This is a genomic window from Pleurocapsa sp. PCC 7327 (assembly GCF_000317025.1).
In the GTDB taxonomy this organism is placed as follows: domain Bacteria; phylum Cyanobacteriota; class Cyanobacteriia; order Cyanobacteriales; family Microcystaceae; genus Hydrococcus.
Map to the genome: position 1 here is coordinate 3,823,898 of NC_019689.1, position 13,236 is coordinate 3,837,133.

Here is a 13,236-nt window from a genome sequence, read left to right on the forward strand (position 1 = left end):
TTAAATTTAAGAACTTCATGATAATTCTGCAACAGATCTAGGATCGATCCTAATAAATTCATTCGGTTTCCTTAATAAAAATTGTTAGTAAAACTTTACTCAAAAGATAATAATGCCCCAAGCATTTTAAGCCAACCGTTGCACCTAATTGTTCTCGTTGCTGGGGACTGTAAAATCTTATATTTACTTGAGAAATAGAAAGCCTGCGATCGAATGCCCAATCCACTAGATAAAAATATCCTTGAGGGCGTAAGACGCGATTTACTTGAGCAAAAACTCGTTCGGGGTTGGGATAGTGAAGAAAGCTAATCGTATTAAAAACGGCATCAAATTGATTGTCTGCAAAGGGTAAAGATTCCGCATTTCCTCGAACAAAAATTAGCCGTGGACGATGTTGATTGCGCTGTCGTGCTTGACGCAACATTTGTGTTGATAAATCAAGTCCCGTTCCTTGAAGTTCGGGAAATCGATCGGCGAGTCGATTTAAAAGACGACCCGTACCGCACCCTAAATCTAGTACGTTGGGTCGTTCGGGTAATTTGACATATTCTAACAATCGTTTATGGACGGCTTGATAAAATACTGTCGTTAGTAAAAAATCATAGTTGGGCGCCCAGCGATCGAAAAGTTTTTCTTTGCTTTCAAAAATATTATTGGTCATTTTTCAGATAGATTAATTTAAAATTCAGTCTAAGTTTAGTTTTCCAAGTCGATCGAGCGGCAATCGCGTGAAGAAATTTTTACTAGCTGTCAAATTTTCTCTAAGATGGATTATCTTCGGTGGAACGCTATTTTTTATTCTTAAAGCGTTTAAAGATAACTGGCAAAATGCAACAGAAGTGAAAATAGAGCCGAGAGGATGGATTATCTTGGCGATCGCTCTTATGATAACGCTTTTAGCTCATATTTGGTCGGGGTTGGTATGGACTGGGTTACTCAAAGCTTTTAAGCAACCCATAACAAGGAAATGGGCGCTACAAGTTTATTTAATTACTAACCTGGCTAAATATTTACCGGGCAATGTCGGTCATTTTTATGGTCGCATTTCAGCTGTTTACCAAGCAGGCGGTTCTTTACAAGTAGCAAGTATGAGCGTTTTATTAGAGCCATTGTTAATGGCTGCGGCAGCTTTTTTAGTGACTTTATTAGCTAGTGCCATCGGCTTAATTAAGACTAATTTTTCTCCTTGGTTATGGCAAGTTAATTTTATTTTACTAATCGCTATTTTTCTGGGGGTTCATCCTAAAATTTTAAATCCATCTCTAAAATTTTTGAGTCGATTAAAGAGTCAAGAAAAAGAATCGACGATTACTATCGAACGAAATCTATCAATTTATTTCTTAGGAGAAATAATTTTTTTGCTGCTGCGAGGAAGCGGATTTTTGCTAACGTGGATGGCATTATTGCCGCTCGAACTCAGTCAAATTCCCACATTATTTAGCGTTTTTAGTTTTGCTTGGCTGATGGGATTAATTATCCCTGGCGCACCCGGAGGAATTGGCGTGTTTGAAGCCGTTGCGATCGCTCTTTTGTCGGGGCAACAGTTGCCTAAAGGCGTTATTCTCAGCGCGATCGCTTCGTACAGAATGATTAGTATTTTGGCAGAAGCGATCGCGGCTGGACTGGCATGGTCAATTGGTCAATTTTTTCCCATAAATTCGCGTTGGTAGCGTTCGATGCGATCGCGATTCTTTACTTTCTTCTTAATCTAAATTGATTTTTAATGACAAGATTGAATTTATAGTAACGCTTTAGAAGAATTAGGTACAATTGAAAGTAGGAAGGTTAAAATAACACCTATCTCTTCCTAAAAATCTATCGAGTTCAGAGCGCAAAAACATCTCTATGGAAACAAGTAGCCCGTCAGGGAATACTTCCGAACCTCCTAGTTCCAGGTGGGCAAGCCTTATAGGAACGATAATTGCTATATTGACTCTAACCTTGCCTATGGTGGTAATAGCATATTACTCTTCACAAAACCGAATTGAGACATTACCACAACCGAGTTATTTCCTATCGGAGCCAAAGATGACTCAAAATTAATAGTCAATAGAGACTCGCTTGGATTTCCCAGGCAATGGACGCTAGACATTAGCATCCTCAAACTTCTTGCCGGGTCTCTAAATATGATTTAATAAACCTGAGTCTTGAAATTGATTTTAAGAGGCTCATCTTGTTGATTTTCGGAGAGATTTCGTGGATCTATCGCGCATTCCCCCTCAACCCAAGCCCGGTCTAATCAACGTTTTAATCGAAATTCCGGCGGGCAGTAAAAATAAATACGAGTTTGACAAAGATTTGAAAGCTTTTGCTCTCGATCGCGTTCTCTATTCATCGGTTCAATACCCCTACGACTACGGTTTCGTTCCCAACACCCTCGCCGATGATGGCGATCCCCTCGATGGAATGGTATTGATGGATCGCCCCACATTTCCAGGCTGCATCATTCCCGCCCGTCCGATTGGGATGCTAGAAATGATTGATAGTGGCGATCGCGACGAGAAAATTCTCTGCGTTCCCGACAAAGATCCCCGCTACGGCAATGTAAAATCTCTTAAAGATATTGCCCAACATCGCTTAGATGAAATTGCCGAGTTTTTTAAAACTTACAAAAATCTAGAAAAGAAAGTTACAGAGATTCTGGGTTGGAAAGATGTTGATGCAGTGTCTGCCTTGATAGAAAAATGTATTAAAGCCGTGAAATAGAGAAGGTTATCAACTGCGGAGTGAGGAGTTAGTATTAGTAGTTATTTTTCCTCAATTGCCAATTCCGAACTCCGAATTCCAAACTCCGATCGCTGATGAAACACTGGGATTTCACTCCTCCTCCCGAATCGCAATTAAGCGATCGCGAGGTGCCGCTTGAGGGGGAACATTTGCAAGGCAAGCGAATTGCACTTTTGATTACCGGGGGCATTGCGGCAATCAAAGCCCCTTTAATCGCCCGCGCGCTGCGCAAAGAAGGGGCTGATGTCGTCGCTTTTACGTCCCAAGAAGCCTTGCGCTATACTACTATCGATGCGTTAGAGTGGAGTACGACTCGCCCAGTCGTAACGAAACTAACCGCCGCCGCAGAACACCTCAGCGATAGCGCCCCCTTTGATGCCTATCTCGTCGCCCCCGCTACCTATAACACGATTAATAAAATGTGCTATGGCATCGCTGATGGGGTCATTACCTCTGCCTTAGCATCGGCAATCGGTCGCATGGAACGAGGAAGAACAAAGATCGCGATCGCGCCCACCATGCACGGAAGCCTTCACAACTCGATTTTAACCGAATCTCTAAAAACTTTAGAGGCGATGGGCGTTTATATCGTGCCCCCGCGAGAAGCTTACGGCAAGCACAACATCCCCGACGAACGGGAAATCGTTGTAGAAGTTTGTCGCTTGGTAAGCACTTCCCCTCTCAAAGAAGTTCCAATCTTAGTGACGGGAGGCCCTACCCCAGTTCCCATCGATAATGTGCGCCGACTTACCAATCGTTTTAGCGGCAGATTGGGGGCTGAGATAACAGAAGAACTTTACCTCAGAGGTGCAGATGTTCGACTGATTCACGGAGAGGGAACTTATCAACCCCCTGCCTATCTGCCGTACCAAATTGCTAGAACCTATGACGAATATTTGGCATCGATTCTGGAAACGTTAAGCCAAAAACCCTATAAGTTTGGGATTTTTTCAGCCGCAGTCGCCGATTACAAACCAGAAGTGGTTCTTCCTGGAAAAACTCCCAGTGGCGGCGCATTGAAAACGATTAACCTAGTGCCGACTCTGAAGGTAATCGAGGAAGTCAGAGCTAAATTTCCCGACCTACATATGGTAACTTTTAAGTACCAAGAAGGGGTGAGTCACGAAGCGTTAATGGAAATTGCCCAACAGAGAATCAAACAAGGCTATCGTGCCATAATTGCCAATCGCGGCGAAGAAATGGGGCTAGGTGGCGAACAGATTGCTTACTTGGTGACAGCAGATCGACCGCCACAAAAGATGGTTGGGAAAAAAGAGATTGCCAAAGCGATCGCCAATTATCTCGAACAAGTTTGGCATAATAATTCTTAATAAAGATAGCAAAACTGTAATCTTATGCTGCTCAAGTCTACTACTCGCCATATTCGGATCTACACGGCGGAAGTTAAAGATAACGAATTGATCCCTAGCGATAGTGTCCTGACTTTAGATGTCGATCCGGACAACGAATTTAACTGGAATGAAGATAGCCTTCAGAAAGTTTACGCCAAGTTTGATGAATTAGTGGAATCCTACAGCGGAGAAGATCTAACCGAATACAACCTGCGACGCATCGGTTCGGATTTAGAACATTTTATGCGATCGCTGCTGCAAAAAGGTGAAATTAGCTATAATCTCGGCAGCCGGGTGCTTAACTACAGTATGGGACTTCCTCGCGTAGAAAGTCCCGAAAGCGAAGGAAAATATCTTTAATCGGCGATCGCCATGGGAGAACAAGGAGTCAGGAATCAAATTTAAGGGAACTTCAACCCATTTAGTTTAATCTATTTTTCCTTTTGCCTTTTTTCTTAATAATAACTGGTGTCTTAAAGCTGGTAGTAGCCATCGATCGCTACTACCAGCATTTTAGATGAGCTTAACTATAAACACCAATATACTTCATTCGAGGCTCAACGCTCTCCTCGTTGATTTCCTGCCAGAGGTTATCCATTGCCGAGTCTACCATCGAGCCTAACATCGATCCTACAAGCGATCCCAAAACCGAACCAGCCAGCGAACCCAAAAGCGAACCAAGCAGAGAAGCGCCTATTGAACCGCTAACAGCCCCCGCGATCGAGCCAGCTATTGCCCCAACAATCGAGCCGCCGATCGAGCCAATCAATGAACCAACGAAAGAGCCAAGGTTAAACATATTATCCTAGCATATTAGGAACCTACTATCTAACTATACAAGGACTCTCGCGTCCAGATCCAGTTTGTGAAGTAATTTAAACGAGCAGGAGTTAAATCCTAGTTGCTGAACTCCATCTAACCCCAGAGAATAGTAGCGACGCGATCGCCCTATCAACAAACTCTTATAATTTCTTAATATTATGAGATAAAGGGTTAGTACTAAGGAGAGCAGATGGGCAACATTAGGTTCGTTAAAGAAGAGAAGGAAGTCATTGCAGCGGATGGAGCAAACCTGAGAGAGAAAGCATTGCAAAATCGGATTGACATTTATACTCTTAAAGGCAAGCTGACTAATTGCGGGGGATATGGTCAATGCGGAACCTGTATCGTTGAGATTGTCGAAGGCATGGAAAATCTCTCTCCTAAAACGGATTTTGAGTTGCGAAAGCTCAAAAAAAAGCCGGAAAGCTACCGCCTAGCTTGTCAAACCCTCGTCAACGGTCCGGTTAAGGTAAAAACCAAGCCGTAATCTCGATCGCGGTAATGGTATTCTAATGATTGTTAGTCAAGATGACGCAGAGGTAATCGAGCAATGCAAGTTAACGATCTTGGGTTTATCGCCACCATTTTATTCGTGCTGGTACCCACCGTTTTTCTGTTGATTCTGTACATTCAAACTAATAAAGAAGGCGCACGATAATAAGTCAAAATCAGCGAAAATCTATCATTTTAAGGAAAAAAGGAGGGAAACAGAACTATTCTGTTTCCCTTTTTTCTTTTTAAATTGCGAATTAGATTGACCTATTACCTAATAACTGGTGACTGGTAACCGAATCTCAGCCGCCTTCTTTTCGTGCCAAGAGAACCGGACAGGACGCATTGACGCGAACATAATCGGATAGAGAAGTTCCTAAAAGGCGATCGAGATCGGGTAAGCTTTTAGCTACGGAAGGACGGCGATCGGGAGAACCCATCACCAGCAAATCGATATTATTTTCTTCAACTAAATTACAGATTTGCTCCCCTGGCTTACCTCCCGTGACGATGCAACGATAGGGAACTCCCATTCTTTTTGCTTTCTCTGCCGCAGGAGCAAGAATGGGGTTATTTTCCATCTCTGTCCTCGACAAAGGCAGCAATTCCGGCTTCAAATCGGGGTTGACGCGAGCTAAAAATAGCTCGGCATCTGGGTAATCTCGCAGTAGGAATAGCGTCAGATCGAGCGCGTATTGAGCTGCCGCCGACTTATCTAGCGCCACCATTACTCGCTTGATTTTTTTGACGTAGATGTCGTCTTTGACCAACAACATGGGACGGTTAGTGAGTTGAAAGACGTACTGGCTGACAGAATTTTCGAGAATAGCTTCTAAGCGCTTAAGTCCGCGAGAACCCATAATAATCAAGTCGGCATTAATTTCTTCAGCAACCTGGCAAACCGTGTCTTTAGGGTCGCCTTGGCGCAGCATGGTAGAAACTTTACTGGGATCTAGTTGGACGTTCTCAAGGATGCTAGCAATAATTTTGCCTCCTTCTTCCCACTTAGCTGTAACAGCATCGGCTGTAATTTGGGGAGGAATGACGTGCAAGATGGTAATTGCAGCTTTTTTGATGGCTGGGATGTCCATCAAGACCTTGAGCATGTCTTGGGTGGGACCCGTTCCCGAATCGGCGTATAGAATCTTTTCGAGCATGGATTGAAACTGAGTTGTTAACGGCAATTAGCTATTTCTGGGTACAAGGATACTGCCAATCCCGCCCAAGAAATTTAACAACTTGTTAAGTCAGTAGACAAAACTAAACATTAAATCGCGTTATTAAACTTTAAGATCTCGATTGGCGATCGCTCTTTCTCTCACTTCAATAGCCGATCGCTTCTTTCTTGGATTGATTTTTATTTATAGCTATTTCTTCTCCGTATTTTTACTATTTATTAAAAATGCAATAATCCTTAACCTCGATCGCAATTTTCAAAGTTGCTGCGATCGAGTTGGCAGTAGGGCGCAATCGCTACATCAGTTTTTCATTGAATTCGCGCCGTTTGAGGAAAACTCTTATCCTATGCCTTTCTTGAGAGAAGGGGTAGAAAAAAATACGTACATTAATTTACCTAATCAGTCTCAGTAATTCTAGTTAATTAATTACCTCGATAATCAAAAAATACTCAATATTTTTTTCTGTGTCTTAACGGAAGTTGTCTAAAAAATAATTTTGCACAATAACTGTATTCGTTCGAAGGTATTTTTTTGAGGATTAGCTTCACTCAAAAATTAATAGAAAGATAAATGACTATGCTATCTAACAATCGACAAGTTTCTTCTACAATAAGCCAACCATTAGTTGGTATTTTCTCGAACGACGATCTAACCATGCCTCTTAAGTTAGAACAACCTTTTGGAAGTTTAGAGGCTGTTTCATCTCGCCACAAAGAGGATAATAGCGAAAAACTAGACAAAGAGGTAAAATCTGATAAAATTAATGGTCAATTTTCCAGTATTGTTGACTTTAATGGAAATGGCAATTCCACAAAAATTGAAAATGCAAACGATAAAAACCTCCAAAATCATGCTAGGGAGGCAAAATTTATACCAGCTGAATTAGGGGATAAAAATTTTTCTAAAAAGGCTAGTAAAACGAGTACTTATCGCTTAACAAAGAGTTCTGAAAATTTAAAAACGTCCGCTCAAAACCTAAATGCCAAGGAGGCAAAGATGCAAAGCGATCGAGTGTCGAGCGATCGATTAGTAATGCACTTAAAATTTGAAGAAACTTCAGGAATTCAAGCAACAGATTCATCTCCCTATGGAAAAAACCGAGGAGAGTTGCGCAACGGAGCTACTTTTAAAAAAATTGACGGAAGCTTTGGTGGTGTAGTTAGTTTTGATGGAGTCAACGATTACCTTAGGGTTGGCGATTCTCACAATATCAATACAGGTACTTATGCAAAGCGAACGCTTTCTTTGTGGTTTAAAGTTGACGATAAAAATATTGCCGATCGCAAACAAGTTATTTATGAAGAAGGCGGCAGAGCACGCGGGCTAAACATCTACGTTCATAATGGTCGCCTCTATGTAGGCGCATGGAATAATCCCGCTTCCGAAAGCAACTGGAAGGGAACTTATCTATCCACCAATACGATTAGCTCTAACAAATGGCATCACGTGACTGTCGTCCTTAACGCCAAAGAGGGCAGTCCAACCCTACAGGCAGGAGCATTAACCGCCTATCTCGATGGCAGCAAATTCGGTACCGGGCAAGGGTCGCAGCTATGGAGTCACTCCGATGACATCGGCATCGGTGCCATCAATCAAGGTACCCAGTTTCACGATGGCGACGTGCAAGGAACCGGAACGAATGCTTTCAAGGGCAGCATCGATGACGTGCGAGTCTACAACCGCGTCCTGACAGACAAGGAAATTGCCACCTTAGCCAATCATCAGTCTTCAGGAAATACATCCATGACTCCACAATCGGCAAGTACTAATAGTACCACCAATACGCCGCCAGTAGCAAAAGCTGACAAGGCAACTACCACAGAAGATAAACAGATTACACTCTCAGCCACGAAATTACTAGAAAACGATCGCGATGCCAATGGCGATCTCCTCAAAATTACTGGCGTCAGTAATACCACTAACGGAACTGCCGCGCTAGATAAAAACGGCAATATTACTTTCACTCCAAAAAACAACTTCATCGGCGATGCTAGCTTTCAATACACCGTCAGCGACGGTCGCGGGGGAACTGCAAAAGCCACAGTAACGGTTTCCGTATTAGCCCAGCCCGAACCAGCTTCAAGCTCGGTAGTTAGCATAGGAACGAACCTCAGTGGCATTGCCGATTGGTCAACGCAAATGCCCTTCCTCGATGCCTTCAAATCTTCTCGCTCCTGGTTTACCCAAAATAAGTCCACTTGGGATACGAAAGAAGCTAACAAGTTAGACCTAGATAAAAATGGCTGGGTCAAATCTCTACCCAATGCCGACAGCGGTTCTAAATATACTAGCGTCGGCACGCTCCTGTTTCGAGACAAAGGCGGTCGCTATCCCGGCGGACAATACGTCGTCCTTTATGAAGGACAAGGTACAATTGAATACGGCTTTGATGCTAAAAAAAATTCGACCGCCTCTCGTCCCGGCAGAGATGTTATCGATGTCACTCCCTCCAATGAAGGCATCTGGTTGAAAATTACTGCCACCGATCCCAACAAAACCGGCAATTACCTTCGCAACATCCGCGTCGTTCCCATCGACTACGAAAAAACTTACCAAAGTCAAATTTTCAATCCCAAATTTATTGAAAAGGTCGATGACTTTAGTGCCTTCCGTTTTATGGACTGGATGAAAACCAACAATTCTAGCCAGAGTCACTGGAGCGACCGCCCCACGCTACAAACGGCTAGATATTCTACGCACGGAACTCCAGTAGAAGTGATGGTCGAACTCGCCAATCAAACCGATACAGACCCCTGGTTTACCATGCCCCACTTAGCAAGCGACGAATACGTTACCAACTTTGCCAGCTACGTCAAGAACCATCTCGAACCCGAACGCAAAGTCTATGTTGAATACTCCAACGAGGTCTGGAACAAAGATTTTCAGCAAAGTCAGTGGGCGCTCCAACAAGGGAAAAAGGAATGGGGCGGCAGCGGCGACTCCGATACCGTCATGAGACTCAATTGGTACAGCAAGCGCACCACAGAAATTACGCAGATCTGGGATCGGGTTTTTGGCGAAGACAAAGCCCGAGTAATCGGAGTTATGGGAGCGCAAGCAGCTAATATCGGAGTAGCCCAACAAGTGATTTCCTACGATTGGACCGACAAACCGCTGTCTCACCAAGCATACGGCATTGACGCCATCGCGATCGCTCCTTATATTGGTTATTATCTCGGCGCGCCAGAGAATGCCTCCCAAATCGCTAGTTGGACTCGCGACTCAGATGGAGGACGCAAAAAACTTTTTGACGAAATCATCCAAGGGGGAGTCTTGAGCGGAGGTCCTAAAGGCGGAGCGCTGCAACAATCCTATGATGGAATGAAGGCTCATATCGACCTAGCTCGAAAAGAAAACCTACAGCTTATTGCCTATGAAGGCGGTCAGCATTTGGCGGGTTTTAAGGGAGTCGAAGACAACGCAGCCATTACCAAGCTGTTCATAGAAGCTAATCGCGACCCGCGCATGGGAGATGTTTATAGACAATACTTACAAAAGTGGTTCGAGTTAGGTGGCGGGACGTTTATGAATTTCGTCGACATCGGTCAACCCAGTAAATGGGGCAGTTGGGGTTTGCTCGAACACGTCGAGCAAAACGGCTCTCCCAAATACGATGCCATTATGGATATCATTCATTAGGTCGAGCAAAGATCTATCTTTAGTTGGGGGCGAACTCGAACGACCGCCCCCAATTTTTTTAGCTAAATATTTTTAAAGTTTTAGTAAAGTTGTTATAAAGGCTTTTTTAGGCAAGCATTAAAAAAACGCGATCGCGCCCAACCTCTTTCTCAAAAACTCAGATTAGATTAAACTGATTCTTGAATGATTTTATCCTTTCATAACCTTTCTCCGTAAAAGTAATGTAAGCTAAATCTAAATTCCACCCAAGACCGATATTGAGATAAAGCAAACATTAGATCTACATCTCATAAGCAAGTAATGAATCGTTTAGCCATTCCAACAAAAGACATCCCACGCTCGCACAGAGTTGATTTTTCAGCAACGCTGGAAAAGATGCCCCTAGATGAATTGCAGAAAATCGTACAAAAGCTCAAATCCGATCTAGATAGAGCAGTACGATTTGTTAGCGAGCAGGAAAGAGAGCTGGCTTCGCAACGCCGAAGACTAGCTTCATTAGAAGATAAAATTGACAAGGCTACCGAATCCGAGCAGTTGCGCTTGCGCTTAGAGCTAGTCAACGAACAAGAGAAAAAAGAGATGTTGGAGGCGACGCTAATCGGTCAGCGCCGCAACCTGCAAAAACGAGAAGACATCTTCAACCAACACTGGCAGGTGCTTAACCGTCGGCAACGAACTTCTGAAACCGGCGAATACCTTCCTGCTCGTAAATATAATCTCAAACCCCTAATCGGTCAGAGCGAGGAACTACCAAAAACAGACGATCTAGATGAGTTAGAAGCCAGCGCCCAGAAAAACAGTAATTTACGCGCTTATCTGCGAACTTTTTGGCGTAAAGCAGGGTTGATCGCCGGAATTACTGGCGTGACAACCTTTATTGCTCTGCTCATTTCTGCGACCGAGTCCCAGGTCTACACGGGTAACTTTTATCTGCTGGTCGAACCCATCAGCACGGCCGGCAAATTAACCGATCCTTCAACCTTAACCCGCACATCAGGGGTTCCACAGGAAGAATTGTTTTCACTGGACTACCCTACCAATCTTGCCTTCTTACAAAGTCCAGGAATGACATCTAGGATTGCCGAGGATGTCTACAAAAAAGAACTCACGGGCAACTTTCCTGCTATCTGGAAAGACATACGAGAAAATCTATCCGTCAAGCGGATTGGAGAGGGAAGAGAAGCAACGAAAATTTTTGAAGTAACCTACAAAGGCGCCAATCCGCAAGAAGTTCTGACGGTTTTAGAAACCGCAGCCGACACTTTCCTAAAATACAGCGCTGAAGATAGACAAACTAACATCAAAGCGGGAATCGAATTTATTGACAAACAACTTCCCGATCTACAAAAACGACTTGAAAACTTTAAGAGTCAACAGCAACAACTTCGACAACAGCACGAGTTGATCGATCCGATTGCAAAAAGTCAAGAATTAATGGCTCAAATTAGTCAAATCGACGAACAACTCTTGGCTAATCGAAGCCAACTCGACTCGCGCCGGAAACTCTATACGGTTCTACAGAGACAACTAAAACTAAATCCTCAAGAAGCTCTAGCTTCGGCTGCTCTGAGTCAAGATCCGTCTCGTTTAGCTCTGTTGAGCCAACTTCAGGAAGTAGAAAGTCAGATTGCGGCAGAATCATCTCGTTTTACCTCTAGGAGTCCCCAGATGCAAACGCTGGAGGAAAAACGACGAAATATTCAAAACCTGCTTACTCAAAAAACCAAGACCATTCTGACTCAAAACGCTTTCTCAGTTAAAGAGAATTCTCCAGTCTTAGCCTATCAAGATCCGACGCGCTTGAAGCTGATCGATCAATTAGTCGATACGGCTAACCAAATTCAAGTGCTAGAAGTGAATACGCAGTCATTGGCAACGGCAAAGAGTACCCTAGAAAAACAAGCCAGACAACTGCCCAAGATTGCCAATCAATATAGCGCGTTGGAGCGGCAAATCGCCCTAACCAATGAGGTTCTTGACAAGCTCTTGATGCAGCGAGAAACCCTCAAAGTTGAAGCGGCTCAAGATTTGCCTTGGCAACTGATTTCCAAACCGCAAATTCCTCTTAATGCCGATGGACAGCCGATTGGCGAGTCTCCAGGTCGCCTGAAGGTGGTTGCTGCTGGTGCGATGGCAGGAATGTTGATAGGAATGATCCTGGCTGTCTGGTTAGAAAGACGGCGGGATGTTTTCTACTCCAATAACGATATTCAGGATATCCTGTCACTGCCCGTTGTCGGAGATATTCCTTACGACAAACGTTTTTCTCTGGGTTCCGATCTCGTTATCGCGTTAGATAAATCGGCAAAGAAGATAAAAGAAGCAGAAAACGACGAAACAGCGGTTGATGATACTTCCTTCCTAGCTGCTTTTGAATCGCTTTATGCCCAACTTTGTTTTCAGCATAGCGGTTCGTCATTGAACTCTATAGCCGTTTCCTCAACAGAAGCAGAAGATGGACAATCTACCGTGGCGCTATATCTAGCGAAAACAGTAGCAAGAACGGGCAAGCGAGTTCTTTTAGTAGACGCTAATTTCATTAATCCTCAGCTTCACGAGTGGCTCAACTTGCCTAACTATAGAGGTCTTAGCCATCTTTTGGCAGAATCCATCCCCTCGGAAAAAGTCATCCAAAGCGTTCCCGATACCGAGAATCTATTTGTCTTAACCGCAGGGATTTCTCACCCCGATCCTTCTATGCGAGTTTGGTCTTCTCGGATGCAGAATCTGATGGAAGAACTACACTCAAAATACGACCTTGTTATTTATGATGCGCCTAAGTTTCTCGACTTTACGGATACGAGTTTCTTAGCCGCTCAAACCGATGGCATTCTCATGGTTGCAGGAGTCGGTAAGACGAGCCAATCGTTGCTCAAGAAAGCGATCGCTCGCATTAATGGATTCAACTTGACCAGTTTGGGGGTTGTTGCTAACCATCTGACTTCAAAATAGCTAGATAAAGCTAGATAAAGAATGTAACGGTCGCGGTCATTTCGCCTACAAGTGGTGGAATGACCGTTGTTTTT

Annotated in this window: 11 protein-coding genes; 8 read left to right on the forward strand and 3 right to left on the reverse strand. The window is 43.7% G+C overall.

Annotation, left to right across the window (positions count from 1 at the left end; all coding sequences use genetic code 11):
- Positions 1–58 precede the first annotated feature (58 nt).
- The gene (locus PLE7327_RS17275; RefSeq protein WP_015145085.1) at positions 59–661 is read right to left on the reverse strand and encodes a class I SAM-dependent methyltransferase; all 603 of its coding nucleotides are present in this window, start codon (positions 659–661) and stop codon (positions 59–61) included.
- Positions 662–728: 67 nt separating this feature from the next.
- Between PLE7327_RS17275 and PLE7327_RS17280 the strand changes: the two genes are divergently transcribed.
- The 4 genes from PLE7327_RS17280 to PLE7327_RS17295 all read left to right on the forward strand — a co-directional run bounded on the left by PLE7327_RS17280 (position 729) and on the right by PLE7327_RS17295 (position 4,439).
- A complete protein-coding gene (locus PLE7327_RS17280) occupies positions 729–1,670 on the forward strand; it encodes a YbhN family protein (protein WP_015145086.1) in 942 nt (313 codons plus the stop codon).
- A 526-nt stretch (positions 1,671–2,196) separates the two neighbouring features.
- Positions 2,197–2,706, forward strand: a complete 510-nt coding sequence (locus tag PLE7327_RS17285) for an inorganic diphosphatase (RefSeq protein ID WP_015145087.1) — start codon at positions 2,197–2,199, stop codon at positions 2,704–2,706.
- A gap of 95 nt (positions 2,707–2,801) precedes the next feature.
- Positions 2,802–4,058: a phosphopantothenoylcysteine decarboxylase gene (locus PLE7327_RS17290; protein WP_015145088.1), complete on the forward strand. Its 1,257-nt coding sequence runs from the start codon at positions 2,802–2,804 to the stop codon at positions 4,056–4,058.
- A 24-nt stretch (positions 4,059–4,082) separates the two neighbouring features.
- Positions 4,083–4,439: an NAD(P)H-quinone oxidoreductase subunit M gene (locus PLE7327_RS17295; protein WP_015145089.1), complete on the forward strand. Its 357-nt coding sequence runs from the start codon at positions 4,083–4,085 to the stop codon at positions 4,437–4,439.
- A gap of 163 nt (positions 4,440–4,602) precedes the next feature.
- On the opposite strand, the gene PLE7327_RS17300 is transcribed toward PLE7327_RS17295, so the two are convergent.
- Positions 4,603–4,878 (reverse strand): glycine zipper domain-containing protein, encoded by a 276-nt coding sequence (locus tag PLE7327_RS17300; protein ID WP_015145090.1) that lies wholly within the window; start codon positions 4,876–4,878, stop codon positions 4,603–4,605.
- A 213-nt stretch (positions 4,879–5,091) separates the two neighbouring features.
- On the opposite strand from PLE7327_RS17300, the gene PLE7327_RS17305 reads away from it, so the two are divergent.
- Positions 5,092–5,388, forward strand: coding sequence for a 2Fe-2S iron-sulfur cluster-binding protein (locus PLE7327_RS17305; RefSeq protein ID WP_015145091.1), 297 nt, complete (start codon positions 5,092–5,094; stop codon positions 5,386–5,388).
- A 63-nt stretch (positions 5,389–5,451) separates the two neighbouring features.
- Positions 5,452–5,559: a photosystem II reaction center protein PsbM gene (psbM, locus tag PLE7327_RS23605; protein WP_015145092.1), complete on the forward strand. Its 108-nt coding sequence runs from the start codon at positions 5,452–5,454 to the stop codon at positions 5,557–5,559.
- 136 nt (positions 5,560–5,695) lie between these two features.
- Here the strand turns inward: psbM and PLE7327_RS17310 are convergent, their stop codons facing one another.
- Complete coding sequence (locus PLE7327_RS17310; protein ID WP_015145093.1) at positions 5,696–6,550, reverse strand: universal stress protein; 855 nt, start codon at positions 6,548–6,550, stop codon at positions 5,696–5,698.
- 591 nt (positions 6,551–7,141) lie between these two features.
- Here PLE7327_RS17310 and PLE7327_RS24075 point away from each other — a divergent pair.
- Both PLE7327_RS24075 and PLE7327_RS17325 read left to right on the forward strand, forming a co-directional pair.
- Complete coding sequence (locus PLE7327_RS24075) at positions 7,142–10,210, forward strand: cadherin-like domain-containing protein (RefSeq protein WP_083888306.1); 3,069 nt, start codon at positions 7,142–7,144, stop codon at positions 10,208–10,210.
- 375 nt (positions 10,211–10,585) lie between these two features.
- Complete coding sequence (locus tag PLE7327_RS17325) at positions 10,586–13,162, forward strand: polysaccharide biosynthesis tyrosine autokinase (RefSeq protein ID WP_217523188.1); 2,577 nt, start codon at positions 10,586–10,588, stop codon at positions 13,160–13,162.
- Positions 13,163–13,236: the final 74 nt, after the last annotated feature.

Excerpts from the sequence above, each read along its gene's own strand:
- PLE7327_RS24075 (WP_083888306.1), top strand. The coding sequence starts at position 7,142 with ATGACTATGCTATCTAACAATCGACAAGTTTCTTCTACAATAAGCCAA.
- PLE7327_RS17275 (WP_015145085.1), bottom strand. The coding sequence starts at position 661 with ATGACCAATAATATTTTTGAAAGCAAAGAAAAACTTTTCGATCGCTGG.
- PLE7327_RS17295 (WP_015145089.1), top strand. The coding sequence starts at position 4,083 with ATGCTGCTCAAGTCTACTACTCGCCATATTCGGATCTACACGGCGGAA.
- PLE7327_RS17325 (WP_217523188.1), top strand. The coding sequence starts at position 10,586 with ATGCCCCTAGATGAATTGCAGAAAATCGTACAAAAGCTCAAATCCGAT.
- PLE7327_RS17310 (WP_015145093.1), bottom strand. The coding sequence starts at position 6,550 with ATGCTCGAAAAGATTCTATACGCCGATTCGGGAACGGGTCCCACCCAA.
- PLE7327_RS17305 (WP_015145091.1), top strand. The coding sequence starts at position 5,092 with ATGGGCAACATTAGGTTCGTTAAAGAAGAGAAGGAAGTCATTGCAGCG.
- PLE7327_RS17290 (WP_015145088.1), top strand. The coding sequence starts at position 2,802 with ATGAAACACTGGGATTTCACTCCTCCTCCCGAATCGCAATTAAGCGAT.
- psbM (WP_015145092.1), top strand. The coding sequence starts at position 5,452 with ATGCAAGTTAACGATCTTGGGTTTATCGCCACCATTTTATTCGTGCTG.
- PLE7327_RS17300 (WP_015145090.1), bottom strand. The coding sequence starts at position 4,878 with ATGTTTAACCTTGGCTCTTTCGTTGGTTCATTGATTGGCTCGATCGGC.